The sequence below is a fragment of the Nonomuraea soli genome (genome assembly GCF_013761175.1).
In the GTDB taxonomy this organism is placed as follows: Bacteria; Actinomycetota; Actinomycetes; order Streptosporangiales; family Streptosporangiaceae; genus Nonomuraea; species Nonomuraea soli.
The window spans coordinates 131,826-156,141 of record NZ_JACDUR010000001.1 but is presented as its reverse complement, the minus strand read 5'-3'; the positions used below and the strand labels follow the sequence as shown (position 1 = coordinate 156,141).

Below are 24,316 nucleotides of genomic sequence, written 5' to 3'. Positions count from 1 at the left end.
TGCATGCGCTCACGCCGCAAGATTTACGACAGATCGGGCCCTACCGGGTGACCGCGGTCCTGGGGCGGGGCGGCCAGGGAACGGTCTACCTGGGCCGTGGATCGTCCCCTGAGCAGGTCGCGATCAAGGTGCTCCACGCCGGAGCCGCAGCGGACGAGAACGCACGCCGCCGCTTCCTGCGCGAGGCCGAGGCGGCACGCCAGGTCGCCCCGTTCTGCACCGCGCGGGTCCTGGACACGGGCCTGGTGGGCGACCAGCCGTACATCGTCAGCGAGCACATCCCTGGGCCTTCGCTCGACCGGCTGGTGAGAACCGAGGGCCCGCGCTCCGGCAGCGGGCTGGAACGGCTCGCGGTGGCCACGCTCACCGCGCTGGCGGCCATCCATCGAGCCGGGATCATCCACCGCGACTTCAAGCCGCACAACGTGATCATGGGGCCGGAAGGACCCGTGGTGATCGACTTCGGGATCGCCAGGGTCACCGACCAGACCGCCACGCACAGCGTGATGGGCACGCCCGTCTACATGGCGCCGGAGCAGTTCGGCGGAGCGCCGATCACCCCGGCGGCCGACCTGTTCAGCTGGGCGTCCTCCATGGTCTACGCGGCCACCGGGCAGCAGGCCTTCCGCGGCGACACCTTTCCGGTCATCATGCACGCCATCCTCACCCGCGAACCCGACCTGTCGGCCGTACCCCGGCAACTGCGCCCGGCCCTGACGGCCTGCCTGGCCAAGGACCCGGCGGCCCGGCCGAGCGCCGCCGCCCTGTTGCGCCGCCTGACCGGCGACGAGCCGCCCGCCGCGCACCCCACGGCGGGCATGCCGGAGTCCGAGCGGCTCACCCTCCGGCCGCACCCGCAGACGCCGCCGGGGCCGCCTCCCGGGTGGGGCGAACCTCCCCCGCCTCCGGCCGGCGGCGGCGGACGGTCGAAGAAGATCGGCCTGGCCGTCGGCGCAGGGGCGGTGGCGCTGGTCCTGGTCGTCGTGGGTGTACGAGCCGTGGTCAGGAACGCCGTCCAGGGAGCGCTGTCAAGCGACCCGGCGGCCACGTCCCAGCCCTCCACCTCTTCCGCTGCCTCCTCCGAACCGACGCCGTCGCCGAGCGCTTCGGAGGAGCCGGACGAGGAACCGACCGAGCAACCGACCGAGGATCCCTTCAACCCCGCCGACCTCGACAAGGAGAGCACGGACCCGACCCCGATCACCGCCGACGCCCTGCTCCCGGTGTCCTTCAAGAGCCCTCAAGGGGTGCGCTTCAGCCGTGAGGCCGCGGGAGTCGAGGACTGCCCGAGCCCGTGGCCCGACGAGCGGGTCAAGTCCGCCCTGCGCAAGGCACGCTGCGGCGACATGGCCGTGGGCGCCTACATCGGCTCGGGCGCGCCGAAGGGCCGCATCATGGTGACCGTCTGGGTCGTCCCGCTCAAGGACGCGGCCAGAGCCCGCACCGCGTACTCCAGGCTCAAGAACGTCTACGTGCAGGACTGGGGCATCCGGTGCCCGCAGGAGGGTCCTGGATCGTCGGGCATCTGCTACACGTCGAACTGGTGGGACGTCCAGCTGTACTCGTGGACCGGGCAGCGTGGCCGCTACGTGATCCGTACCCTGGCCGTCTACACGAACCTCACCCGGGCCTCCAGCGCGACCACGTGGCTCAAGGACGCCTCCCGCGCGGCCTTCCTGGAGTCGGGCCCCATGGTCTACCAGGACGGGCAGTAACTCCTCAGTCGCGATCCACCAGCTGACGCCACTTGCCCACGAGCGCCGGGTCGACCGGCTCGCGCCATGAGCCGCGCACCGCGCTCCCCACGTGGAAGGCCCGCACGCCGTACGACAGCAGTTCCGGCACGTGCTCGGGCTTCAGGCCTCCGCCCGCGAGGATCAGCGAAGCGTCCCCCGCCTCCGCGCGGGCCTTGAGCACCGGCAGCCCGTCGGCCACCCCCGAGGGGGCTCCCGAGGTGAGGACGGTGGCGAGGTTGGGCAGGAGGCGGACGGCCCGCCAGGCGGCGTGCATGTCCGCCGCGTGGTCGACGGCGCGGTGGAAGGTCCACGGCAGCGGCGACGCCGCGTGGATCATCGCCTCCGTGGCGGCCAGGTCGACCATGCCGGCGGCGTCGTGGAAGCCGAAGACGAACCCCGCCGCACCGGCGGCCGACAGTTCCTTGATCGCCCGGCGCAGGCCGTCGAGCGTCTCGGCGTCGGCGGTGAAGCCCGCCGTGGCACGGATCATGACCATCTGCGGCAGCGCGCACTCGCCGGAGATGGCCGCGACGGTCTCCGGGGCGGGGGTGAGCCCGTCGGCGGACATGTCGGCGACGACCTCCAGGCGGTCGGCACCGCCGCGCTCGGCGGCCACGGCGTCGCGCACGTCGAGCGCGATCACCTCAAGCAGTGAACCAGTCATCGGGCAAAGGCTATCGCCTGATCTGCCCCCTTCCGGGCGGGAAGGGGGCATTTTCTGGAGCCTCAGGCGCTGACCAGCTCGGACGTGGTCAGATCCCGGAAGAGCTCGTGGTCGTCGTGGCGAGCGGCGGCACGCTGGAAGAGTGCCCCCGAGGCCCGGTGGGGGAGATCCACCGTCCGCAGGTGAGTGAACCCGCGTCGCCGATAGTAGTCCTGCAGCCGCGCGTTGTCCTTGGCACAGTCAAGCCGCAGCCAGCGCAGCCCGGCGTCCCCCACGCAGCCGCCGGCCCAGTCCAGCAGGGCGTCGCCCAGGCCGCTTCCCGACCAGCCGCGGGAGACGGCCAGCTTGTGCACGTAGAGCGCGTCGGCCGGGCGGTCGGCCGGGGTCCAGAACTCGCGGTCGGCATGCGTGTCGAGCGCGATGCTGGCCACGGGGTCGAACAGCCCGGACTCCAGCACGTAGAGCGTGCCCTCGGCGATCAGCGGCTCGATGCGCTCCGGGCCGAACCCGCCGCGCGGCCATTGCCGCACCCCCTGGGAATGCAGCCATTCGGCGGTGTCTGCGAGGAGGGTGAGGACACCTGAGAGGTCACCGGGCTCCGCTCGCCGGAGGGTCAGTGGAGCAAGGAGGGTCTTCGAGTGCATCGGACATCCCTTCGTTGCGGTGGGTGTGCGCGTGAACACGGACTGTGTTCGAGTGATGGCGCGCTGCACATATCCGGATATTTCTGGATAAATCGAATTTTCGGGAGTATGCACTACTCCCATCACCGGCGCGGCAAGTCCGAAAAGGCTCGCGGGGCGCCGGTCGGCGAGATCACCCCCAAGCGAGCTCGCTCAGTCGAGGTCGAGCTCGTATCTGATCAAGTGCTTGTCGGCGGGAAACACCGACACCGCGACACGGACCGGCGTGTCGCTCGCGTCGTACCCGACGCGGACGAACACCAGGACGCACGTGCCGGCGTCCAGCTGGAGGAGCTCGGCCTCCCGCTGCGTGGGCATCCTGCCCATGATGTCGTCCACGACGCGTACCTGCCTGTGCCCGAGCTCCTGCAGGACCCGGTTGGCGCCTCTTCTGATGTCGCCGGGCTCCGCGATCTCCGAGAGCTGGACGATCTTGCGCGGATAGTAGGAGTCGTTGATGTTGTACGGCTGGCCGTCCACGTAACGCAGGCGCCGCCGTACGATCGCGAACTCTCCGTCGCCGAGCTCCAGCCGGCCGGCGATCTCGTCGTCCGCGCCGACGGTCTCGATCATGATGTCCTGGCTGAACTCGCGCCCCTCGGTCCGCACCGCCGTGGCGAACGCCTCCCTGATCTCTCCCTCCGGCTGGGGCTCGAGCTCGCGCTGCGGATGGATGAGCAGCGCGCGGCGCTCGCGGACGACGGAACCGATGCGCGGGGTCCGGGTGATGAGACCCTCGTTCAGCAACATGATCAAGGCGTTTCGAGCGGTGTTCCGGCTGATGCCGTACTTGTCCTGAAGCTCCGCCTCTGTGGGCAAAACGTCACCGGGCTTGTAGACGCCTGAGTAGATGGCCTGCCGCAAGATCGAGGCCACCTGGCGATAAAGCGGGGACGCTGCCACTTTCACCCCTTTTGTTCCAACAATTTAGACGATCTGGTTCTAGCAGGCCAGAACCCCTTGACCGGACGCCCTTGACAGCCGCATCATCCATTCGTTGGTACAAATCCATCAAAGGCGGAGTCCTTCGAGGGGGTGAGCCCGGTGCTCTCGGCCACGTCGTATCTGCCCTGGCATGACCCCCGCGAGGCAACACGTTTACTGCGTTACGCGTTGCATCGCCAGGGGTTCACCCACACCTACCAGAGCAACGCCAACGGCATGTCCGTGTTGTCGGTGCTCACCGAGTTGACCGTGTGGTGCAAGGACGGGTCGTTCGTGTGGACCGAGGAGGGCGCGACGATCACGCATCCCATCGACGATCCGGTCGGCGCGGCGCAACTCATCGCCGAGCGCTACCGGCACGGGCAGCACCTCGAGGAGGAACACTCCCCCACCGGCTCCGTGCGTGAGCACTCGGGCTAGGACTCCAACCCTCGCCGGAGTCCTGGTCACGATCACGTACGGGGAAGGAGGCGCGTCCTGGCGGGTCCCCCACGCCCGCCAGGACGCGTTTTCCGTCCCTCAAGCCGTCAGGCAACCTTGACGGCAATCGGATCGTCAAGGTAGCTTGACGCCCCATGAGGTTCCCCGACGTCCCGGATCACGAGGGCCACACCACACCTGTCCTGCCCGACGGCTCGCTCGCGCGCTCCGCCGAGCTGTTCACCCGCGACTTCGTCGGCTACCAGGCGACCTGCTCGTGCGGCTGGACCAGCCGTCGGCGATCACCGGCCACGCCCGAGGGCGCGAAGGACGCGGAGCTGCAGTGGTACCGCCACGTGATGCCCCTGGCCGCGGCGGCGCCGCCCGGCTGGCTGGTGGTCAAGTCCGACCTGCTGTGCGAGCAGATCGTCAACCTCACCCAGGAGCGCCCGCTGGCCGCCCTGACCCTGCTGTCGCACGTCGAGAGCTGGCAGCGCACCCTGCTCGACCAGGCCGTCGCCGCCGCCCGCACCGGCGGCGCCTCCTGGGCCCAGGTCGGCTCCGCCATGGGCATCACCAAACAGGCCGCCCACGAGCGTTTCAGGGCCGAGGAACCCAGTTGACCTTGGGCCCGTCCTCGAAGACCGCCCCGACCCGCTCCCCCGGCGACGGCTCCCGCTCCGCCCGCCAGTTGCCGTACATGACGACGTGCGGTGCCCGCGCCAGCCGCACCCGGACGATCGTGGTCGGCGGCGTCGTGCGCCGCTCGACGATCCAGCTGTCCACCTCGGCGACCGGCTCGACCGCGCGCCATCGCCAGTCCTCCGCGCGGCATCGCGGGCAGAAGGCCCGCGCGGGGAAACGCAGCGTGCCGCAGCGTGAGCACTCCTGCACCTCCAGCCGCCCTTCCGCCACCCGTTCCCACCACGCCGCGGAATCCCGATCGGTCACGAGTCCCTCCGCAGGATGAGCGCCGAGGTGGCCGGCAGGACGTAGCCCGGCTGCGAGGTCGACAGCGCGGCCGACGCCCCGGGCACCTGCCGGTCGCCCGCCTCCCACCGCAGCTGGGAGACGGCCTCGGCGACATGGTTGAGCCCGTGCACGTACCCCTCGGACAGGAATCCGCCGTGGGTGTTGAACGGCAGCGACTCCTCCAGGTAGTCGCCGCCTTCGCCCTTGGCGCAGAATCCGTAGTCCTCCAGCTGCACGAGCACCGAGTAGGTGAAGCAGTCGTACAACATCGCCACCGAGATGTCCGAGGGCCCGAGTCCCGCCTGGCCGTACAGGCGGGGGGCGAGTTCGGCGGCGGCGGTGACGGTCGGGTCGGCGGGTGAGGCGCCGGACAGGAACGAGTCGCCGCCGCCCCAGGCGGCCGCCGAGATCAGGACCGGCGTACGGCGGAGCGAACGGGCCCGCTCGGCCGAGGTGACGACCACGGCGCAGGCGCCGTCGGTTTCCAGGCAGCAGTCGAGCAGCCGGAACGGCTCGGCGATCCACCGGCTGGCCAGGTAGTCGTCGAGGGTGATCGGCACCCGCATGAGCGCGCGCGGGTTCTTGACCGCGTGGGCCCGCTGCCGCACCGCGATCCGGCCCAGGTGCTCGGCGGTGGTGCCGTAGCGGATCATGTGCATCCTGGCGGCCATGGCGAAGTGCTGCAGCGGCTGGGCCAGCCCGTAGGGCACCTGGTACTGCGCCTCCATGCCGGGTGAGGCGGCGGTGCCCATGCGGAACTCCGAGCGTGCGTTGATGGCCCGGTAGCAGACGACGGTCTCGGCCAGTCCGGCGGCGACGGCCAGGGCGGCCTGCCCGACGACCGAGTGCGAGACGCTCCCGCCTCCGAACTGGTCCAGGTACCAGGTGGGGGCGCCCATGCCGAGCGCGGGCCCGACGGTGGAGGGCGGCACGGAGTCGCCGACCCGGTGGGTGGCGATCCCGTCGACGTCGTCGACGCCGAGCCCGGCGTCGTCGAGGGCGGCGAGGATGGCGCGGCAGGCGAGGGTCAGGGTGCTGACGCCGGAGTTCTTGGAGAAGTCGGTGTATCCGATGCCCGCGAGGGCCGTACGATCAGAAAAAGCAAGCAAGCGCTTGGCCACACCCTCAACCTAAGCGCTTGACACTTTCCGAGCAAGCCACCTACCGTCCAAGCAAGCGCTTGGTATGATACGGCTGAAGGAGGCGACCATGAGCACTCACGCGGCACGGCTGCTCGCGCCCGAGGAGTGCAACGGTCACCCACGCAACGGAGCCGCCATGCACCCCCATAACGGGAACCAGCTCGACGGTCAGCGTTTCCGCACGGTGCTGGGCAGGTTCGCCACCGGTGTGGTCGCGATCACGGCCCTGGACCCCACCTCAGGGGATCCCTGCGGCCTGGCCGCCAATTCCTTCACCTCGGTCTCCCTGGATCCGCCGCTGGTCGCCTTCTGCGTCGCGCACACCAGCACGAGCTGGCCGCGCCTGCGCAGCGCCAAGACCCTGACGGTCAACGTCCTGGCCGAGGACCAGCAGCGTATCTGCCTGCAACTGGCCTCCAGGGGCGGCGACAAGTTCGCCGGCCTGGGCTGGAGCGACTCGCCGGGCGGCAGCCCGGTGCTCGACGGCGCGCTCGCCTGGATCGACTGCTCCATCGAGGCCGAGCACCCGGCGGGCGACCACGTGATCGTCGTGGCCCGCGTGCTGCAGCTCGACACGCACGCCGAGGGCGGTCCGCTGGTGTTCTTCCGCGGAGGCTACGGGGCCTTCCGTGACGCTCCGTGAGCAGGCGCGCGCCTGGCTCGGCGAGGCGCTGAACGGCCCGTTCGCGCACGCGCGCGGCCTGGGCGGCCCAGGACGCGAGCACGAGGGCTTCGAGGTACGGCAGGCGTGGGAACGCCACCTCGGCCAGGCCGGCTGGACGTGCCTCGGCTGGCCGCGGGAGTACGGCGGGCGCGCGGCCTCTGTCGAGGAGCAGATCGCCTTCCACGAGGAGTACGCCAGGGCCGACGCCCCCGCCAGGGTCGGCCACATCGGCGAGAACCTCATCGGCCCGACGATCCTCGACTTCGGCACCGAGGAGCACAAGCGCAGGTTCCTGCCCCCGATCCAGCGCGGCGAGGAGCTGTGGTGCCAGGGCTACTCCGAGCCCGATGCCGGATCCGACCTGGCCAACGTGCAGACCAAGGCGGTGCTCCGGGGCGGCGAGTGGGTGCTCACCGGGCAGAAGGTGTGGACCTCGCTCGCCCACGTCGCCGACTGGATCTTCGTGCTGTGCCGTACGGAACCCGGCTCGGCCCGGCACCGCGGCCTGTCGTACCTGCTCGTCCCGATGGACCAGCCGGGCGTCGAGGTGCGCCCAATCGTCCAGCTGACCGGGACCGGCGAGTTCAACGAGGTCTTCTTCGACGGCGCCAGGGCGGCCGCCGGCGACATCCTGGGCGAGCCGGGCGAGGGCTGGAAGGTGGCGATGGCGACGCTCGGCTACGAGCGCGGCGTCTCGACGCTCGCCCAGCAGATCGGCTTCCAGCGCGAGTTCGCCAAGGTGGTCGCGGCCGCCGGGGAACTGCGCGACCCGATCCTGCTCGACCGGCTCACCCAGTCGTGGATCGAGCTGCAGATCATGCGCCACCGAGACCCGCACCTGGCCACGGCCAAGCTGTACTGGTCGGAGTGGCACAGGAGGCTCGGCGAGCTGGCCCAGGCCGTCCAAGGGCTCGGCGGGCTGGTCGCGCCGGGCGGCGAGCTGACCGAACTGCAGCGGCTGTACCTGTTCAGCCGCGCCGACACCATCTACGCGGGATCGAGCGAGATCCAGCGCAACCTCATCGCCGAACGAGTCCTGGGGCTGCCGAAATGAACAGTCATGGCCTGCTGGACGGCAAGACCGTTCTGGTCACGGCGGCGGCCGGGGCCGGGATCGGGTTCGCGACCGCGCGGCGCTGCGCCGAGGAGGGTGCGCGGGTGATCGTCTCCGACCGCCACGAGCGGCGGCTGAAGGAGGCCGCCGCCGAGCTCGGCGCCCTGGCGATCCCCTGCGACGTGACCGACGAGGAGCAGGTCCAGGCCATGTTCGAGGCCTGCGGCCCGCTCGACGTGCTGGTCAACAACGCGGGACTCGGGGGTACGGCGGAGCTGGCGGAGATGACCGACCGCGAATGGGACACCGTGCTCGACGTGACGCTCACCGGCACCATGCGCTGCACCAGGGCCGCCCTGCGCCGCATGATCCCCCGCGGGCAGGGGGTGATCGTCAACAACGCCTCGGTGATCGGCTGGCGGGCGCAGCGCGGGCAGTCGCACTACGCCGCGGCCAAGGCCGGCGTGATGGCGCTGACCAGGTGCGTGGCGCTAGAGGCTGCTCCGCACGGCATCCGGGTCAACGCCGTCGCGCCCTCGCTGGCCATGCACGCGTTCCTGGAGAAGGTCACCTCGCCCGAGCTGCTCCGGCAACTGGCCGCGCAGGAGGCCTTCGGCCGGGCCGCCGAGCCGTGGGAGGTGGCCAACGTGATCGTCTTCCTGGCGAGCGACTACTCGGGCTACATGACCGGCGAGGTGATCTCGGTGTCGAGCCAGCACCCTTAGGCGCCTGCGGCGATCTCCTCCAGGCGCTCGCGGTGGGCGGCGTACCACTCGGGGCCCTGGGCGCCCATGTTGTCGTTGCCCTCGCGCATCCCGGCCGCGCCGTCGATGGTCTCACGCAGGATGTCGGCATGCCCGGCGTGCCGGTTCGTCTCGGCGATCATGTGGACCAGGATCCGGTGGAGCGTCACCTTCCGACGTTCGGCGGGCCACCACGGAACCTCGCCGGGCGAGTCGAGCTCAAGAGCCTCGAAAGTGGCGGCGGCCTTCTCCCAGGCGGTGCGGTACAGAGCCACGATCTCCTCGCGTGACTCCTGCGCCGTGGCCCACATGTCGGCATTGGGCTCGGCGTCGTCGGCGAACCACGGCAGCACGACGCCGGACGGGCGGCCGAAGACCAGGCCGAAATACTCCAGCTCGACGGCGGCCAGATGCTTGACCAGGCCCAGCAGGTTCGTGCCCGTGGGGGTCATGGGGCGGCGCACGTCATACTCCGGCAGGCCCTGGAGCTTCCAGACCATCGCCTCACGGGCGCTCTGGAGGTAGGTGACAAGCTCTTCCTTCATGGCCGCATCATATCGTGGCTCGCAGGATATGATGCATGTGTGAATATGACGGAGCCCATGTTCTTGACGCTCACCGCCCTGGTGGGCGAGCCGAGGCACGGATACGGCATCGTCCAGGAGGTCGAGCGGCTGTCCGGGGGACGGACCCAGCTGAAGATCGGGACGTTGTACGGGGTGCTCGACCGGCTGGCCACCGAGGGCCTGGTCGTGCTTGACCGGGAAGAGGCGGAGAACGGGCGGCTGCGCCGCTACTACCGCCTCACCGACGACGGGGCCGCGGCCCTGGAACAGGAAGCGGCCCGGCTGGCCGAGAACGTCAGGACCGCCACCGCGCGGCTGCGCGCCAGGACGGTGACCTCATGACCCTGCTGGAGCAGCGCTACCGCAACGTCCTGAAGCTGCTGCCCGCCTCCTATCGGGCCGAGCGCGAGGAGGAGATGGTCGCCGCCTTCCTGGAGGCCTACGACGCCCCCGACGAGACAGGACCTCGGCCCCCATGGGGTGAGATCTTCAGCGTCGCGGCCCTGGCGGTCAGGGTGCGGCTCAGCTGGAGGCCCCGAGGCGCGGCCTGGGGCGAGACCGTGCGCCTCACCGCACTGTTCGGCATCGGGCTGCAGGCCGTGTTGTCGTCCGCGACGCTGATGTCAGCCCTCGCCGACCCGCTCAGCGACCGGCTCTACGAGGCGGCCAACCTCGGACTGGCGATCTGCTGGCTGCTGGCCTTCGCCACCCTCGCCCGTGGCGCGGTGCGCCCCGCCAGGAGCCTGGCGCTGGCGGGCCTGGCCTTCACCGTGTTCCAGCAGGTCGCCATCACCCTGGCGTTCGGTGACATCGCGTTCGAGTCGTGGCTCGGCACGACCTCCATGGCCGTGGTCGCCGCGCTCGCGCTGCTGCTCGGCCACCACGGCGGCTCGACCACTCCGGTGCTGCCCTGGCTCGTCATCGTGCCGGCCATGGCCGTGGGCCTCGTGTACTACGTGAGCGCCTCCGTGCTGACCTCCGGGCCGGCCCCCGGCCTGGACGAGAGCTGGATGTGGATCTGGCCGTGGGCCTCCGGCGAGGGTGTGGCGGCACTGCTGCTCACCGTCGGCTCGGTCTCGGCGCTCACCCGGCGCCCCGTCCACGCCCCCGCGGCGCTGGCGCTGGGCGTGCTGGGTCTGCCCCTGCTGGCCAGCCGGCTGCCCCTCCTGCTCGACCACCAGTTCAGCCAGGCGATCGTGATCTCCGGCGCGGCCCAGCTGGCGCTGCTGGGCGTCCTGGTTCCCGCGCTCTGGGTGCGCGGGCTGCGCGCCATGCCGAGCTCTGGTCGCGAGGATCCGCGCGCCGTACTGTGAATCATGAGCTCTGAGGTTCGCGAGTCCCACGTCCTCGGCGTCCTCATGACGGAGTTCGGGGACTCCATCAAGCGGGACCCTGCCGCCTTCTCCCGTAAGTTCCGGAAGATGGCGGCCTCGCCGTTCGCCTTCTACCGGGGCAGCGCCTGCCTGTTCTACGCCGACATGGCCGGGCCGTTCGCCGACGACTCCTACCTCGACGACCAGACCAGGCGCGTGTGGATCCACGGCGACCTGCACGCCGAGAACTTCGGCACCTACATGAACGCCTCCGGCGTGCTCGTCTTCAACGTCAACGACTTCGACGAGGCCTACGTCGGCCCCTACACCTGGGATCTCAAGCGTTTCGCGGCCAGCGTGGCGCTGCTCGGATACGCCAAGGCGCTCTCGGACGCCGCGATCTCGGAGCTCGTGAGCGAGTTCGGCCAGGCCTACCTGGTCGAACTCACCGGCATCGCGCACGGCGGCGACGACGCGATCGGCTCGCTCACCCTCGACACCACCAGCGGGGTGCTCCACCGGGTGCTGCAGACCGCCCGGCTGTCGACCAGGGTCGCGATGCTCGACCACGAGACGGTCGTCGACACCTACGACCGGCGCTTCGCCATCACCGACACCCGCACGGAGGTCGACGAGGACATCAGGCGCAAGGTCTGCGCGGCCTTCGAGGACTACTTGGGCACGCTGCCGGTGCCCTCCAGCCCTGTCGAGCACCACATCAAGGACGTGGCGCTGCGCAAGGGCGTCGGGATCGGCTCGGCCGGGCTGCCCTCGTACAACCTGCTGCTGGAGGGGCGCTCGCAGGCACTGGAGAACGACGTGATCCTCTACATGAAGCAGGCCCAGGTGCCCGCGGTCGCCCGGCACATCGCCGACGAACGGGTGTCGGGGTACTTCCTGCACCAGGGGCACCGCACCGCCGAGTCGCAGCGCGCCCTGCAGGCCTACGCCGATCCGTGGCTCGGCTACACCACTCTCGACGGGATCGGGCAGCTGGTCGCCGAGGTCTCGCCGTACTCCGCCGACCTCGACTGGGACGACGTCAACGAGCCGGAGGAGCTGCGCTCGATCATGCGTGACCTCGGGCGGGCGGTCGCGCGCATGCACTCGGTGGCCGACGACGAGTCGTCGCACGACCTGGTCGACTTCTCGACGGAGGAGGCGATCGTGGAGCGCATCGGTTCCGAAACTTCCGGATTTATATCGATGTTGGTGGATTTCTCCCATGCGTACGGGGCACAGGCCCGTCAGGACCATCAGGTCTTCGTGGACCTGTTCAGAAACGGGCGCATGCCGGGGCTTTGATGCTGAGCTTCTTCCTTCCGGATCAGGGGAGGCTGTCGGCTGTCCGCCTCTACCAGGAGGTGGGGCTCGACACGGTGGAGCTCTCCCCGGTCCAGGGCGGCTGGCGGCTGGAGGTCCCCCGTCCGCGGGTCGACCGGATGGAGTACCTCTTCGAGGTCACCCACCGCGACGGCCGCAGGGAGACCATCCTCGATCCCGGCAACCCCCTGCGGGTCGCCGGGGTCTTCGGCGACAAGAGCGTGCTGGAGTTCCCCGAGTACCGCGCTCCGTCGTGGGTGCGCGATCCCGCGCCGCCGTACGAGTGGGCGCGCGAAACCATCGTGTCCGCGCCCGGGCTCGACATCTCCTGGTACGGCCCGGCGGAACCGCCCCCGTTCCCCTCGTTGCTGGTCGTCCACGACGGCCCCGAATACGCGCGGCTGGCGATGTTGCTGCGATACCTGGAGCTCGGCATCCGCCACACCTGGTTCAGGCCGATGTGGGTCGCGCTGCTCCAGCCGCACGACCGCAACCGGATCTACGCGGCCGACGACGACTACGCGGACGCGCTGAGCGTCCTGGGGCGGATACCCGCCAGGCGCAGGATCGGCATGGGGACCAGCCTGGGGGCCCTGGCCATGCTGCACGCCCACCGGCGCCACCCGGATCTGTTCGACGCGCTGTTCCTGCAGTCGGGCAGCTTCTTCACGCGTGAGCACGACCCCCAGGAGCGGCGTTTCCCGCGCTTCGAGCAGATCACGGACTTCGTCGAGAGCGCCAAGCGCGGCAAGGGGCGCCCGGTGCCCGTCGCCATGACGTGCGGTCTCGCCGAGGAGAACCTTTCCAACAACCACCTTTTGGCGGAAGCTCTGGACTTACAGGGATACGACGTGACATTTCGGGAAGTGGCGGATGTGCACAACTACACGGCCTGGCGAGACGCCTTCCACCCCCACCTGAGCCGGTTACTCCAGGACATGACCTGATGAGACGCGAACTGAGCGACGGCGTCCTCGCCTACGGCCACTGGGGGCGCCCGATGCTGGCCTTCCCCAGCGAGCAGGGCCAGGCCGCCGACTTCGAGAACAACGGCATGCTCGCCGCCGTCGGCCACCTGGTCGAGGCGGGCCGGGTGAAGATCTACTGCGTCCCGAGCAACGACGCCCAGAGCTGGTCGAACCGGCACCTGCCCATGGAGGCCAGGGCCAAGAGCCACGAGGACTACGAGCGCTGGATCCTCGACCGCGTCGTCCCGGCGATCCACGGCGACTGCGCGGGTCCCGCGGAGATCATGCTGTTCGGCTGCAGCCTGGGTGCCTTCCACGCCGCCAACCTCGCGCTGCGGCGCGCCGACCTGTTCCCGCTGGCGCTCTGCCTGTCGGGCACCTACGACCCGTCGCACTGGTACGGCTGGGGCGAGCGCGGCGAGTCGGCCTATTTCAACAACCCGCTGGACTACGTGCCGAACCTGCACGGCGACCACCTGGACTGGCTGCGCGGGCGGCTGAGCCTGCTGCTGGTCTGCGGACAGGGCCAGTGGGAGGACACCACCGGCGCGCTGGAGAGCACCAAGCGACTGGCGGCCGTGCTGGCCGCCAAGGGCATCAGGCACGAGCTCGACCTGTGGGGCCACGACGTGCCGCACGACTGGCCCTCCTGGCGCGCCCAGCTCGCACACCACCTGGGGAGGTTCGTATGAGACATCTGATCGGGCTGCTGCTGGGCACCGAGGAGGACTGGCCGACGGCCTTCGAGGCCATCATGCGCGAGGCCACCGACGGCTTCGACGTCGAGCGGGTCACCATCGAGCCGTTCAACCTGCGCGACAAACCGCGTCACGACGTCGTGATCGACCGGCTGGCCTACTGGTACTACCACCCGCGCGAGTGGCTCAAGAAGATCGCCATGATGGACGACGTGTACGTGCTCAACAGCCCGTTCACCTTCCAGGCGATGGAGAAGCACACGGCCTACTGCGCGCTGATGCGCATGGGCATCAAGGTGCCCGACACCGTGCTGGTGCCGTACAAGAACCCGCTGGACAACGCGCGGTACGCCTACACCTCGGCCCGCTACAACCGGCCCTTCGACCTCGACGAGATCGCCGAGTCGCTGGGCTACCCGCTGGTCATGAAGCCCTACGACGGCGGCGCCTGGCGGGGCGTGTCGATCGTGCGCTCGCCCGCGGAACTGCACGCCGCCTACGACGCCAGCGGCGAGATGCTCATGCACCTGCAGAAGGCGATCGACGGTTACGACGCCTTCGCCCGGTCGTTGTCGATCGGGGCGGAGACCATGGTCATGAAGTTCCAGCCCGAGCTGCCCATGCACTCGCGCTACGCGGTCGACCACAACTTCCTGTCGCCGCAGGTCGGCGACGAGGTGGTGACGATCTCGCGGCTGGTCAACGCCTTCTTCCGCTGGGAGTTCAACTCCTGCGAGGTGCTGGTCAAGGGCAGCGACGTGCACCCGATCGACTACGCCAACGCCTGCCCGGACGTGGCGCTGACGAGCCTGCACTACTACTTCCCCTGGGCGATGAAGACGCTGGTCAAGTGGACGATCTTCTGCGCGGAGACCGGCCGCCGCCCGCGCATCGATCTCGGCACCCGCGAGTACTTCGAGATCGAGGGTGACTACGCCGAACGGCTGGCCGCCTACCGCAGGCTGGCCGACGACTACTTCGAGACCGAGCGTTACCACGAGTTCTGCGCGACGCGGCTGCCCCACCTCGACCAGGTGGTGCGTGACTGGGTGGCCGGTCCGGCCTTCGACGACCTGCTGGTCGACACCGTGCGCCACACCTATCCGCCGGGCGAGCACGAGCGCTTCGTCGAGCACTTCCGCGGCCTGATGACGTTGTGGCTCAAAGAGAACTAAGCTCTAGAATATGACTCTGTTCAACGTATCGGGCAAGACCGTCGTCGTGACCGGCGGCTCGCGTGGGATCGGCCGGATGGTCGCCCAGGGCTTCGCGGAGGCGGGCGCCACGGTGTTCATCTCCGCGCGCAAGAGCGCCGAGGTCAACGCCGCGGCCGAGGAGATCGGCTGCACCGGCGTGGTCGCCGACCTGTCGACCCCCGAGGGCATCGCGACCCTGGTGGAGGCCCTGCCCGAACGGGTGGACGTGCTGGTCAACAACGCGGGCGCGACCTGGGGAGCTCCGCTGGAGGAGTTCCCCGAGTCGGCCTTCGACAAGCTCTGGAACATCAACGTCAAGGGCGTGTTCTTCCTCACCCAGCAACTGCTGCCGAACCTGCGCAAGGCCGCCTCCGCCGAGGACCCGGCACGGGTGATCAACGTCGGCTCCGTCGACGGCATCAGGGTCCCGGCCCTGGAGAGCTACCCCTACTCCGCCACCAAGGCGGGCGTGCACATGCTCACCCGCCACCTGGCACGCCAGCTGGCCGGTGAGCACATCACGGTGAACGCCATCGCGCCCGGCCCGTTCGAGTCGAAGATGATGGCCTTCGCCCTCGACGATCCGGGCACGCGCCGCGCCATCGCCGGTTCCGTGCCGCTGGGCAGGATCGGCTCGCCGGAGGACATGGCCGGCACCGCCATCTTCCTCGCCTCGCGGGCCGGGGCCTACCTGACGGGCACGGTCATCCCGGTCGACGGCGGCATCACCTGCTAGACCAGCTCGCGCAGCGCTGCCGCGAAGTTCTTGGCGGCGTTGTCGTAGCGCAGGTAGAGGTAGGGCTCGGTGAGTTCGAGCTCGATCACGGCCGGGCTGCCGTCGGACAGCCGGACCAGGTCGACGCGGGCGTAGAGAAGGGCTTGGGGGATGGCGGCAAGCACCTTCTCGGCCAGTTCGACCTGGTCCGGGGCTGGATCGCGCAGCTCGGCCCGCGCGTTGTCCGCCGAGGTCGTGCCCGCGGCGAGCATCGGCGTTCGCCGTACCGCGTGACTGAGGCGGCGGTTGAAGTAGAGCAGCGAGGTCTCGCCCTCGGCCTCCACCATGTCGAGGTAGGGCTGCACCATGGCGGTACGGCCGGCGGCCTCCAGACGAGCGGCGTGGGCGGCCGCGACGGCGCGGTCACCGGTGCGGATGGTGTCCTTGGCGCCCGCCGAGATGGCGGGCTTGACGACGTATTCGGGCCAGTCGGGCAGGTCGTGCGAGGACCAGTGGGTGGGAACGGTGGCGACGCCCAGGTCGCGCAGGTAGGTCTTGTCGGTGTTGCGCTCGATCACCTCGGCGGGGTTGAGCAGCCGCGACACCTCTCCGACCCTGCGCGTCCAGGCCAGGAACTCCGCACGACGCTCCACGTAGTCCCAGGTCGAGCGCACCACGACGGCGTCGAAGACCGACCAGTCGGCCTCCGGGTCGTCCCAGCGCACGACACGGCCGTCGATGCCGGCCTCGCTCCAGGCTTCGAGCGTGAGCTCCCGATCGTCATCAGGGCCGTCATATGTCGCATAAGCACAGATAGTCACCCAAGTGATGGTATTGGACGCATTCAGCGCTCATACGTGTGGCGGCGAGCCGGGCCGCGCGCAGACCCGGCTCGCGCCGCGCATCGCTAGTCGACGAAGACGCGCACGCCCACCCAGCTGCCGTTGGTGCCGGTCACGGCGTTGCCGTTGATGTTGTTGACGTTGGTCGAGCGACCGCCGCCCACGTTGCCGGCGAACACGTTGCCGAAGTTGTTGCCGGACTGCGACGACTCGTTGTTCCAGCTGGAGTTGTGCGTGTCGGTGTCGGCGGAGGCCGGAGCGGCCATCAGGGAGACACCGGCGGCGGCCACGACGATACCGGTGACGCAGATCTTCTTGAGCATGGGGAAGTTCCTTCCGAGGGAGGTGCTGGGTGAGGACTGAGGCGAAGGCACGTGCTACCTGAAGATGTAGGTCACCGAGATGCTGCTGTCAGAGGCAGTCGTCGCGATCCCGTTGATGTTGTTGACGTTCGTGGAGCCGCCGCCGCCCACGTTCGAGGCCGCGACGTTTCCGAAGTTGTTGCCGGACTGCGAGGAGTCGCTGTTGCTGCTCCAGTTGCTGGTCCAACTGTCTGCGTGTGCTGGGGCGGCAAGCAAGGTCACGCCCGTCGCCGCTGCCAGGACGGCACCGGTTGCGCACAGCTTCTTGATCACTTCTGCTCCTGTTCACCGATGGCCGGCAGTCTCGTGCCCGGGCCCAGAAGGCACACGACTAGCCCTTTGACTCGACTTGACCTTGGAGGTCAAAGCCAAAGCGATCATATAACCGAAGGTCATCGTTTGGTAGCGCAGAGTAATTAGAAGATTCTTCTGCGTCTCGATCACTGACGCGGGCTGACAGGGATCCCGCCTTACGGTGTGCGCATGATCTACGAGTGGCGGCGTTACACGCTGCGTCCCGGGCTGCGCGACAGCTTCGTCTCCCTGTTCGAGCGGCACTTCGTCGAGTCGCAGGAGGAGGCGGGGATCGGGCTGGTGGCGATGTTCGAGGATCTCGACCGGCCCGACGTCATCCACTGGATCCGGAAATTTCGTGACATGGAGGTGCGGCGGCACGCCCTTGAGTCCTTCTACCTGCACAGTCCCGCCTGGAAGGAACACCGCGACGCCGCCAACGCCACGATGATCGACTCCGACGACGTGCTCCTGCTCCGCGCCTCCGCACCCGTGCACGCCACGGGCCCGCTCTTCGAGGCCGCGATCTGCCACGTCACGCCCGACGTCCCGCCCGAGGCCCTCCGGGAGTTCACGTGGCACAGCGAGCACGCGGAGAACACCTTCCCCGCGCTGCCGGTGCGCTCCGACGCCAACGTGGCGATCCGGCTGACCGGCTCCCCCGCACCGGCCCTCCCCGACCTGTCACCGTGGCTGACCGCGCCGGTGGAACACCTGCGCCTGGCCCCCACCCCGCGCTCGGGCATGCGCTGAAAAACGGCGTGCGAGGGCGGGCGCCGCGGTCCTAGCCTGCCGCCATGCTCCTGAACGTCGTCGATGTCGAGGCCACCTGCTGGGACGGGCCCAACCCGTCCGGCATGCCCAACGAGATCATCGAGATCGGCCTGACCGTGGTCGACACCGAAGCCCGCGAGCGGGTCGGCCGCCACGGGATCCTGGTGCGCCCAGAACGCTCCACGGTGAGCGCCTTCTGCACCGAGCTGACCGGGCTCACCCAGGACGAGGTCGACGGCGGGGTCACGCTCGCCGAGGCGTGCCGGATCCTGGCCCGCGACCACGACGCCGGGCTGCGCCCGTGGGCGAGCTGGGGCGACTACGACCGCCTGCAGTTCACCCGGCAGTGCCGGGCCGGGCAGGCGGAGTATCCCTTCAACCAGGTGCACGTCAACGCCAAGGCCCGCTTCGCCGAGGCGCTCGGCCTGGCCAGGCGGCCCGGCATGGCGCAGGCGCTGGAGGTCGCCGGGCTGCCGCTGGAAGGGCGGCACCATCGGGGCGAGGACGACGCGTGGAACATCGCCGCGCTGGTCGTCCACCTGCTGGACCGCGACCTCTGGTGATCAGCCGGCGCCGTACACCTGCTGGACCCGCGCCCTTCGGTGATCAGCCGGCGCCGTACACCGGTTCGGGCGGCGGGGCCTGGCGGACGAGCTCGTCCACGGCGGCGCCCACGTCGGCGGGTTCCCAGCGCGTGTCGCGTTCGGCCCTGGGCCCGTGGCGCCAGCCGTCGGCCAGCGACAGCACCCCGCCCTCGACCTCGAACACCCGCCCCGTCACGTGCCCCGAGGCCGCCGAGCCGAGCCACACCACCAGGGGCGCCACGTTGGCCGGGTCCATCGGGTCGAACCCGGACTCGGGGGCGGCCATGGTGGAGGCGAAGACCTCCTCGGTCATCCTGGTGCGCGCGGCCGGCGCGATGGCGTTGACCGTGACGCCGTACCGTCCCAGCTCGGCGGCGGCGACCTGGGTCAGCGCCGCGATGCCGGCCTTGGCGGCCGCGTAGTTGCCCTGGCCGACGCTGCCCAGCAGCCCGGCGCCCGACGAGGTGTTGATCACTCTGGCCTGCGGGGGAACGCCGGACTTGGCCCGCTCGCGCCAGTAGCCGGCCGCGTGGCGTAACGGCAGGAAGTGGCCCTTGAGGTGCACCCTGACCACGTCGTCCCACTCCTGCTCGGTCATCGAGACGAGCATGCGGTCGCGCAGGAAGCCGGCATTGTTGACCAGCACGTCGAGGCCGCCGAACGCGGAGACCGCCGACTTGACCAGCCGTGCGGCGCCGTCCCAGGTGGCCACGTCGTCGCAGTTGGCGATGGCCTGGCCGCCGAGCTGCCTGATCTCCTCGGCCACGAGCTGGGCGGGCTCGCCCGAGCGGCCGTCGCCGGATCGCCCGGTGCCCAGGTCGTTGACCACGACGCGGGCGCCCTGCCTGGCGAACTCCAGGGCGTGCTGCCTGCCGATGCCCCGGCCGGCTCCGGTGATGATGACGACGCGCCCGTCACAGATAAGCACGCGCTGATCATGCCTCACGGTGATCGCCTCCGCCAGGGGTGTCCCGGCCCTCGGCCGCCCGCCAGGCCGGGGTCTCGCCGCCGCCGTGGAGCAGAATCTCGGCGCCGGTCACGTAGCCGGGCGCGGCCAGCCACAGGCAGGCATCCGCGACGTCCTCGGGGCGGGCCAGCCGGCCCGCGGGGATGGCGCCGGTGACGCCGGGCGGGTAGTGCTCGGCCGCGCCCTCGGTCTCGGCGAGGCCGACGACGACCGTGTTGACCCGTACGGCGGGCGCCCACTCGGCGGCCAGGCACGCGGCGAGGTGGTGCAGCCCGGCCTTGGCGGCGCCGTAGGCGGCGGTGCCGGGCGAGGGGCGGGAGCCGCTGATGGAGCCGATCATGACGATCGAGCCTCGGGAGGCGGCCAGCAGCGGGTAGGCGGCCTGGGAGACCAGCAGCGGGGCCACGAGGTTCAGCTCGATGACGCGGGCGTGCAGCCGGGGCGAGGTGCCGTCGACGGGGGCGGGAGGCGAGCCGCCCGCGTTGTTGACCAGCACGTCGAGCCCGGGCAGTCCGGCGATCAGCCGGGTCACGTCGGACGGTTCGCGGACGTCGGCCTGCACGAACTGCGCCGTGCGCCAGGGGTGCTCGGTGCCGGACAGCCAGGTCCTGATGGGGGCGCCGGGTTCCTTGCGCGCGCAGACGATCACGGTGGCGCCCGCCTCCAGGAAGGCGCGCGCGATGCCCGCGCCGATCCCCTTGGTGCCGCCGGTGATCAGCACGACCTTGCCGGTGAAGTCGTGGCTCACAGGTGCTACCGTACCAAGCAAGCGTTAGGTGGAGGAATAGTGGGCATCGAGGCAATTCCCGGAGAGATCACCGAGATCGTCGTGGACGTTCCGCCGGTCAACGCCCTGACCGCCCGCGGCTGGAACGATCTGGCCCACGCCGTACGGCAGGCCGGACAGGACCCCGCGACCAGGGTCGTCGTCCTGCGGGCGGAGGGCAGGGGCTTCAACGCGGGCGTGGACGTCAAGGAGCTGGAACACGATCCGGGCCTGATGGTCGCCGTCAACAGGGGGTGCTACGAGGCCTTCGCGGCGGTCTACGAGTGCGAGGTCCCGGTGATCGCCGCCGTGCACGGCTACTGCCTGGGAGGCGGCGTCGGCCTCGCCGGCAACGCCGACATCGTGGTCGCCGCAGAGGACGCCTACTTCGCCCTGCCCGAGGTGGACCGCGGGGCCCTCGGCGCGGCCACGCACCTGGCCCGGCTGGTGCCGCAACACCTGATGCGCGCCATGGTCTACACCTGCCGGCCCGTCACCGCGCAGGAGTTGCACGCCTACGGCTCCGTGCTCCACGTCACGAGCAAGCTGCGCGAGACCGCCATGGAGGTCGCCGCCCAGATCGCCGCCAAGGACCCCTACGTCATCCGGCGCGCCAAGGAGTCGCTCAACGGCATCGACCCGGTCGACCCCAAGGGCAGCTACCGCTTCGAGCAGGGCTTCACCTTCGAACTGAACCTGATGGGCAAACGCAGGGGGCTCGGATGAAGGTCATGACGGTCGGCGACGTCGTCGCGCGGCTGGAGAGCGGGATGACGATCGGCGTGGGCGGCTGGGGATCGCGCCGCAAGCCCATGGCGCTGATCGAGGGCATCCTGCGCTCCGATCTCACCGACCTGACGATCGTCTCGTACGGCGGGGCCGACGTCGGCCTGCTGTGCGCGGCGGGCAAGGTGCGCCGGGTGGTCGCCCCCTTCGTCACGCTCGACTCCATCCCCCTCGAACCGCACTTCAGGAAGGCCAGGCAGGAGGGCTCGATCGCCTTCACCGAATACGACGAGGGCATGTTCATGTTCGGGCTGCTGGCGGCGGCGCACCGGCTGCCGTTCCTGCCGACCAGGGCCGGGCTCGGCTCCGACGTGATGCGGGTCAACCCGGAGCTGCGCACCGTGAGCTCGCCCTACTCCGACGAGGAACTGGTCGCCGTGCCCGCGCTGACCATGGACGTGGCGCTGATCCACCTCAACCGGGCCGACGCCCGCGGCAACGGGCAGTACCTCGGCCCCGACCCCTACTTCGACGACCTCTACGCCAAGGCGGCGCGGCAGACCTTCGTCTCCTGCGAGCGCGTCGTCGACGACCTGCTGAAAGAGGGTCCGCTGCAGTCGCTGCTGGTCAGCCGTGCCATGGTCTCCGGCGTCGTGGAGGCGCCGGGCGGCGCGTGGTTCACCAGCTGCGAGCCCGACTACCCGCGCGACGAGGACTGGCAGAAGCGCTACACCACCACCCCCTGGCAGGAGTTCATCGATGAGCCGCGCTGACGTGTGCGTGATCGCCTGCGCCGAGGCCTTCCGCGGCGACGGCGAGGTGCTGGCCGCGGGGATCGGCGGCGCCATCACCGTGCTGGCAGCCCGCCTGGCCCGCCTCACCTTCGAGCCCGACCTGCTCACCTCCGACGGCACCTGCCTGCTCACCGGCGACGTGCCAGAACTCGGGGCGGCACCGAGGACCGTCGAAGGCTGGCTGCCCTTCCGCGACCACCTGTGGCTGGTGCTGCACGGCAGGCGCCACGTCATGCTCAGCGCCTCGCAGATCGACAGGCACGGCAACACCAACATCTCCTGCATCGGCGACTGGACCCGGCCCAAGGCGCAGCTCCTGGGCGTGCGCGGCGCGCCGGGCAACACGCTCTGCAACCCCACCAGCTACTGGATCCCCCGCCACTCCCCCCGCGTCTTCGTCGAGCGGGTCGACATGATCAGCGGCCTGGGCACCGACCGGGGCGCGTACGACCTGCGCCGCGTCGTCACCGACCTCGCCGTCCTCGACTTCGACACCCCCGACGGCTCGATGCGGCTCGCCTCGGTGCACCCGGGCGTGAGCGTCGACGACGTCGTCAGGGCGACCGGCTTCCCGCTGGCCGTGCCGGGCGACGTGCCGCAGACCCGCCTGCCCACGGCTCAGGAGCTGGAGGTGCTCCGGAGCCTGGATCCCGGCGGGCAGCGCGGTAAGGAGGTCGCCGCGTGAGGACCGCGCTGACCGACCTGGTCGGCTGCCGCCACCCGATCGTCCAGACAGGGATGGGCTACGTGGCCGGCGCCCGGCTCGCCGCGGCCACCTCGCGTGCCGGCGGCCTGGGCGTCATCGCCGCCGCCACCATGTCGGTCGAGCAGATGACCACCGCCATCCGCGAGGTCAGGGAACGCACCGACGCGCCCTTCGGCGTCAACATCCGCTCCGACGCCGACGACGCGGCCGAGCGTGTCGAGGTGATGATCCGCGAAGGGGTGCGGGTCGCCTCCTTCGCCCTGGCGCCGCGCCAGGAACTGATCAAACGGCTCAAGGACGCGGGAGTCGTCACGATCCCCAGCGTCGGCGCGCGCCGCCACGCCGAGAAGGTCGCCGCCTGGGGCGCCGACGCCGTGATCGTGCAGGGCGGCGAGGGCGGGGGCCACACCGGGCCGGTCGCCACCACGCTGCTGCTGCCCCAGGTGGTCGACGCGGTCGACATCCCCGTCATCGCCGCGGGCGGCTTCTTCGACGGGCGCGGGCTCGTGGCCGCCCTGGCGTACGGCGCGGCCGGGATCGCCATGGGCACCCGCTTCCTGCTCACCAGCGACTCCCCGGTGCCCGACGAGGTCAAGAAGGCCTACCTGGGCGCCTCGGAGACGGTGGTCACCACCCACGTCGACGGGGTGCCGCACCGGGTGCTGCGCACGCCGTTCGTCGATTCGCTGCAGCGGACCAGGTTGCTGCGTGCCGTACGCAACGGGCTGAGGTTCAGGGCGGTCTCCGGGTTGTCGATCGCGGCGCTCGTGCGGGAGGGGCGGCGCATGAAGCACGGCCGCGACCTGACCTGGGCGCAGGTGCTGCAGGCGGGCAACACGCCGATGCTGCTGAAGGCGGCCATGGTCGACGGGCGCGCCGACCTCGGGGTGATGGCGAGCGGGCAGGTCGTCGGTGTGATCGACGACCTGCCGTCGTGCGCGGAGCTGATCGAGCGCGTCATGGCCGAGGCCGAACGGGCGCTGGCGCGGCTGCCGCGCTAGCGGCCTGGGGCTTCAGATCACCTTGATCCCCCGGTCGGCGAGGAGCGCCGCCGCCTGGGCCGGGCTGATCACCGCGCCGGAGAAGACCCGCAGCGTGGTGTCGTCGGGATGCCCGAGGTCGGCTCCGCGCAGGTCGGCTCGCTCGAAGACGGCGTTGATCATCCGTGCGCCGATGAGCCGGCAGTCGGCCAGCACCGCGTCGGTGAAGTCGCAGCCCGACAGGTCGCCGTCGTCGAAGCGCACGCCCGACAGCCGCGCGCCGCGGAAGGAGCAGCCGCCGAGGTTGGCCATCGTCAGGTTGCTGCGCTCGACGGCGAAGCCGGGGCCGCGCGAGCCGGTGAGCTTGGCGCCGATCATGCGACAGCCCGTGAAGGCGGCGTCGGTCAGCAGGGCGCCGCCGAACTCGGCCGACGACAGGTCGACGTCGGTGAAGCGGGCGTCGAGCAGGTCGGCGTCGCCGAAGCGCGGGCGCAGGCCGCCGCCGCCCTCGAAGACGGCGCTGTCGAGGTCGGCGCGGCGGAAGTCGGTCTGCTCCAGGACGCAGCCGAGGAACTGCGAGCCCGCCAGGGACGCGCCCCAGAATTCCGCGCGCGACAGGTCGCAGCCGCGGAAGAGATGGGGCTCGTCGGGCAGGTCGGTGAGGGAGGAGCCGGACAGGTCCTGGTCTACGAATTCCACCCGTGGATGCTAGAGGGTCC

The 24,316-nt window shown here is 70.4% G+C and carries 31 protein-coding genes; 19 read left to right on the top strand and 12 right to left on the bottom strand.

Features of this window, described 5'->3' with window-relative positions; all coding sequences use genetic code 11:
• Nucleotides 1–47 precede the first annotated feature (47 nt).
• Nucleotides 48–1,715 (top strand): serine/threonine-protein kinase, encoded by a 1,668-nt coding sequence (locus HNR30_RS00790; protein WP_181607220.1) that lies wholly within the window; start codon nucleotides 48–50, stop codon nucleotides 1,713–1,715.
• 4 nt (nucleotides 1,716–1,719) lie between these two features.
• Here the strand turns inward: HNR30_RS00790 and HNR30_RS00785 are convergent, their stop codons facing one another.
• From HNR30_RS00785 to HNR30_RS49845, 3 genes are all read right to left on the bottom strand, one after another.
• Nucleotides 1,720–2,400 carry a copper homeostasis protein CutC gene (locus HNR30_RS00785; protein WP_181607218.1) on the bottom strand — a complete coding sequence of 227 codons (681 nt, stop codon included), beginning with the start codon at nucleotides 2,398–2,400 and terminating at the stop codon, nucleotides 1,720–1,722.
• Between the two features lie 62 nt (nucleotides 2,401–2,462).
• Nucleotides 2,463–3,044: a GNAT family N-acetyltransferase gene (locus HNR30_RS00780; protein WP_181607216.1), complete on the bottom strand. Its 582-nt coding sequence runs from the start codon at nucleotides 3,042–3,044 to the stop codon at nucleotides 2,463–2,465.
• A gap of 192 nt (nucleotides 3,045–3,236) precedes the next feature.
• Nucleotides 3,237–3,959 (bottom strand): GntR family transcriptional regulator, encoded by a 723-nt coding sequence (locus HNR30_RS49845; protein ID WP_312894169.1) that lies wholly within the window; start codon nucleotides 3,957–3,959, stop codon nucleotides 3,237–3,239.
• Between the two features lie 237 nt (nucleotides 3,960–4,196).
• On the opposite strand from HNR30_RS49845, the gene HNR30_RS00770 reads away from it, so the two are divergent.
• Entirely contained in the window at nucleotides 4,197–4,448 is a 252-nt protein-coding gene (locus HNR30_RS00770) for a hypothetical protein (protein WP_181607213.1), read from the top strand.
• A gap of 155 nt (nucleotides 4,449–4,603) precedes the next feature.
• Nucleotides 4,604–5,071, top strand: a complete 468-nt coding sequence (locus HNR30_RS00765) for a hypothetical protein (protein WP_181607211.1) — start codon at nucleotides 4,604–4,606, stop codon at nucleotides 5,069–5,071.
• Here the strand turns inward: HNR30_RS00765 and HNR30_RS00760 are convergent.
• Both HNR30_RS00760 and HNR30_RS00755 read right to left on the bottom strand, forming a co-directional pair.
• Entirely contained in the window at nucleotides 5,049–5,399 is a 351-nt protein-coding gene (locus tag HNR30_RS00760; RefSeq protein ID WP_181607208.1) for a Zn-ribbon domain-containing OB-fold protein, read from the bottom strand. The genes HNR30_RS00765 and HNR30_RS00760 overlap by 23 nt on opposite strands.
• Nucleotides 5,396–6,541, bottom strand: a complete 1,146-nt coding sequence (locus HNR30_RS00755) for a thiolase C-terminal domain-containing protein (protein ID WP_312894168.1) — start codon at nucleotides 6,539–6,541, stop codon at nucleotides 5,396–5,398. Before HNR30_RS00755 ends, HNR30_RS00760 begins: the two co-directional genes overlap by 4 nt.
• Nucleotides 6,542–6,629: 88 nt before the next feature.
• On the opposite strand from HNR30_RS00755, the gene HNR30_RS00750 reads away from it, so the two are divergent.
• Genes HNR30_RS00750 through HNR30_RS00740 form a run of 3 tightly spaced genes read left to right on the top strand, consistent with a single transcriptional unit; the run spans nucleotide 6,630 to nucleotide 9,005 of the window.
• Complete coding sequence (locus tag HNR30_RS00750; RefSeq protein WP_181607206.1) at nucleotides 6,630–7,205, top strand: flavin reductase family protein; 576 nt, start codon at nucleotides 6,630–6,632, stop codon at nucleotides 7,203–7,205.
• Complete coding sequence (locus tag HNR30_RS00745) at nucleotides 7,192–8,280, top strand: acyl-CoA dehydrogenase family protein (RefSeq protein WP_181607204.1); 1,089 nt, start codon at nucleotides 7,192–7,194, stop codon at nucleotides 8,278–8,280. Before HNR30_RS00750 ends, HNR30_RS00745 begins: the two co-directional genes overlap by 14 nt.
• Nucleotides 8,277–9,005, top strand: coding sequence for an SDR family oxidoreductase (locus HNR30_RS00740; RefSeq protein ID WP_181607202.1), 729 nt, complete (start codon nucleotides 8,277–8,279; stop codon nucleotides 9,003–9,005). The genes HNR30_RS00745 and HNR30_RS00740 overlap by 4 nt, the downstream gene beginning before the upstream one ends.
• Here HNR30_RS00740 and HNR30_RS00735 read toward each other — a convergent pair.
• Nucleotides 9,002–9,568, bottom strand: coding sequence for a DinB family protein (locus tag HNR30_RS00735; RefSeq protein WP_181607200.1), 567 nt, complete (start codon nucleotides 9,566–9,568; stop codon nucleotides 9,002–9,004). The two genes, HNR30_RS00740 and HNR30_RS00735, sit on opposite strands and share 4 nt — an antisense overlap.
• 57 nt (nucleotides 9,569–9,625) lie before the next feature.
• On the opposite strand from HNR30_RS00735, the gene HNR30_RS00730 reads away from it, so the two are divergent.
• The 7 genes from HNR30_RS00730 to HNR30_RS00700 are packed head-to-tail and all read left to right on the top strand — an operon-like array spanning nucleotide 9,626 to nucleotide 15,823.
• On the top strand, nucleotides 9,626–9,931 hold the full coding sequence (locus HNR30_RS00730) for a PadR family transcriptional regulator (protein ID WP_246377058.1): 306 nt from the start codon (nucleotides 9,626–9,628) through the stop codon (nucleotides 9,929–9,931).
• Nucleotides 9,928–10,902 (top strand): hypothetical protein, encoded by a 975-nt coding sequence (locus HNR30_RS00725; RefSeq protein WP_181607197.1) that lies wholly within the window; start codon nucleotides 9,928–9,930, stop codon nucleotides 10,900–10,902. The genes HNR30_RS00730 and HNR30_RS00725 overlap by 4 nt, the downstream gene beginning before the upstream one ends.
• Nucleotides 10,903–10,905: 3 nt before the next feature.
• Complete coding sequence (locus HNR30_RS00720) at nucleotides 10,906–12,207, top strand: DUF2252 domain-containing protein (protein ID WP_181607195.1); 1,302 nt, start codon at nucleotides 10,906–10,908, stop codon at nucleotides 12,205–12,207.
• On the top strand, nucleotides 12,207–13,172 hold the full coding sequence (locus HNR30_RS00715) for an alpha/beta hydrolase (protein WP_181607193.1): 966 nt from the start codon (nucleotides 12,207–12,209) through the stop codon (nucleotides 13,170–13,172). Before HNR30_RS00720 ends, HNR30_RS00715 begins: the two co-directional genes overlap by 1 nt.
• A complete protein-coding gene (locus tag HNR30_RS00710) occupies nucleotides 13,172–13,885 on the top strand; it encodes an esterase family protein (protein ID WP_181607191.1) in 714 nt (237 codons plus the stop codon). The genes HNR30_RS00715 and HNR30_RS00710 overlap by 1 nt, the downstream gene beginning before the upstream one ends.
• On the top strand, nucleotides 13,882–15,066 hold the full coding sequence (locus tag HNR30_RS00705) for an ATP-grasp domain-containing protein (protein ID WP_181607188.1): 1,185 nt from the start codon (nucleotides 13,882–13,884) through the stop codon (nucleotides 15,064–15,066). Before HNR30_RS00710 ends, HNR30_RS00705 begins: the two co-directional genes overlap by 4 nt.
• 10 nt (nucleotides 15,067–15,076) lie before the next feature.
• On the top strand, nucleotides 15,077–15,823 hold the full coding sequence (locus tag HNR30_RS00700) for an SDR family oxidoreductase (RefSeq protein ID WP_181607186.1): 747 nt from the start codon (nucleotides 15,077–15,079) through the stop codon (nucleotides 15,821–15,823).
• Here the strand turns inward: HNR30_RS00700 and HNR30_RS00695 are convergent.
• From HNR30_RS00695 to HNR30_RS00685, 3 genes are all read right to left on the bottom strand, one after another.
• The gene (locus HNR30_RS00695; RefSeq protein ID WP_181607183.1) at nucleotides 15,820–16,623 is read right to left on the bottom strand and encodes an ATP-grasp domain-containing protein; all 804 of its coding nucleotides are present in this window, start codon (nucleotides 16,621–16,623) and stop codon (nucleotides 15,820–15,822) included. The two genes, HNR30_RS00700 and HNR30_RS00695, sit on opposite strands and share 4 nt — an antisense overlap.
• Before the next feature lie 86 nt (nucleotides 16,624–16,709).
• Nucleotides 16,710–16,967 carry a hypothetical protein gene (locus HNR30_RS00690; RefSeq protein ID WP_181607180.1) on the bottom strand — a complete coding sequence of 86 codons (258 nt, stop codon included), beginning with the start codon at nucleotides 16,965–16,967 and terminating at the stop codon, nucleotides 16,710–16,712.
• Between the two features lie 54 nt (nucleotides 16,968–17,021).
• Nucleotides 17,022–17,279 (bottom strand): hypothetical protein, encoded by a 258-nt coding sequence (locus HNR30_RS00685; protein WP_181607175.1) that lies wholly within the window; start codon nucleotides 17,277–17,279, stop codon nucleotides 17,022–17,024.
• Nucleotides 17,280–17,489: 210 nt separating this feature from the next.
• On the opposite strand from HNR30_RS00685, the gene HNR30_RS00680 reads away from it, so the two are divergent.
• Together HNR30_RS00680 and HNR30_RS00675 are read left to right on the top strand one after the other, a co-directional pair.
• On the top strand, nucleotides 17,490–18,053 hold the full coding sequence (locus HNR30_RS00680) for an NIPSNAP family protein (protein WP_181607171.1): 564 nt from the start codon (nucleotides 17,490–17,492) through the stop codon (nucleotides 18,051–18,053).
• Nucleotides 18,054–18,097: 44 nt separating this feature from the next.
• Nucleotides 18,098–18,637, top strand: coding sequence for a 3'-5' exonuclease (locus tag HNR30_RS00675; protein ID WP_181607169.1), 540 nt, complete (start codon nucleotides 18,098–18,100; stop codon nucleotides 18,635–18,637).
• 43 nt (nucleotides 18,638–18,680) lie between these two features.
• Here the strand turns inward: HNR30_RS00675 and HNR30_RS00670 are convergent, their stop codons facing one another.
• Both HNR30_RS00670 and HNR30_RS00665 read right to left on the bottom strand, forming a co-directional pair.
• Nucleotides 18,681–19,586 (bottom strand): SDR family oxidoreductase, encoded by a 906-nt coding sequence (locus tag HNR30_RS00670; RefSeq protein ID WP_181607166.1) that lies wholly within the window; start codon nucleotides 19,584–19,586, stop codon nucleotides 18,681–18,683.
• A gap of 7 nt (nucleotides 19,587–19,593) precedes the next feature.
• On the bottom strand, nucleotides 19,594–20,373 hold the full coding sequence (locus tag HNR30_RS00665; RefSeq protein WP_181607164.1) for an SDR family oxidoreductase: 780 nt from the start codon (nucleotides 20,371–20,373) through the stop codon (nucleotides 19,594–19,596).
• 39 nt (nucleotides 20,374–20,412) lie between these two features.
• Here HNR30_RS00665 and HNR30_RS00660 point away from each other — a divergent pair, with 39 nt between their 5' ends.
• From HNR30_RS00660 to HNR30_RS00645, 4 genes are read left to right on the top strand one after another with little or no spacing between them, the layout of a single operon-like run.
• The gene (locus HNR30_RS00660) at nucleotides 20,413–21,117 is read left to right on the top strand and encodes an enoyl-CoA hydratase family protein (protein WP_181607162.1); all 705 of its coding nucleotides are present in this window, start codon (nucleotides 20,413–20,415) and stop codon (nucleotides 21,115–21,117) included.
• A gap of 5 nt (nucleotides 21,118–21,122) precedes the next feature.
• Complete coding sequence (locus HNR30_RS00655) at nucleotides 21,123–21,890, top strand: CoA transferase subunit A (protein ID WP_181608881.1); 768 nt, start codon at nucleotides 21,123–21,125, stop codon at nucleotides 21,888–21,890.
• Nucleotides 21,877–22,596 (top strand): CoA-transferase subunit beta, encoded by a 720-nt coding sequence (locus HNR30_RS00650; protein ID WP_181607160.1) that lies wholly within the window; start codon nucleotides 21,877–21,879, stop codon nucleotides 22,594–22,596. The genes HNR30_RS00655 and HNR30_RS00650 overlap by 14 nt, the downstream gene beginning before the upstream one ends.
• Entirely contained in the window at nucleotides 22,593–23,618 is a 1,026-nt protein-coding gene (locus HNR30_RS00645) for an NAD(P)H-dependent flavin oxidoreductase (RefSeq protein ID WP_181607158.1), read from the top strand. Before HNR30_RS00650 ends, HNR30_RS00645 begins: the two co-directional genes overlap by 4 nt.
• Before the next feature lie 12 nt (nucleotides 23,619–23,630).
• Here the strand turns inward: HNR30_RS00645 and HNR30_RS00640 are convergent, their stop codons facing one another.
• Entirely contained in the window at nucleotides 23,631–24,296 is a 666-nt protein-coding gene (locus HNR30_RS00640; protein WP_181607156.1) for a pentapeptide repeat-containing protein, read from the bottom strand.
• Nucleotides 24,297–24,316: the final 20 nt, after the last annotated feature.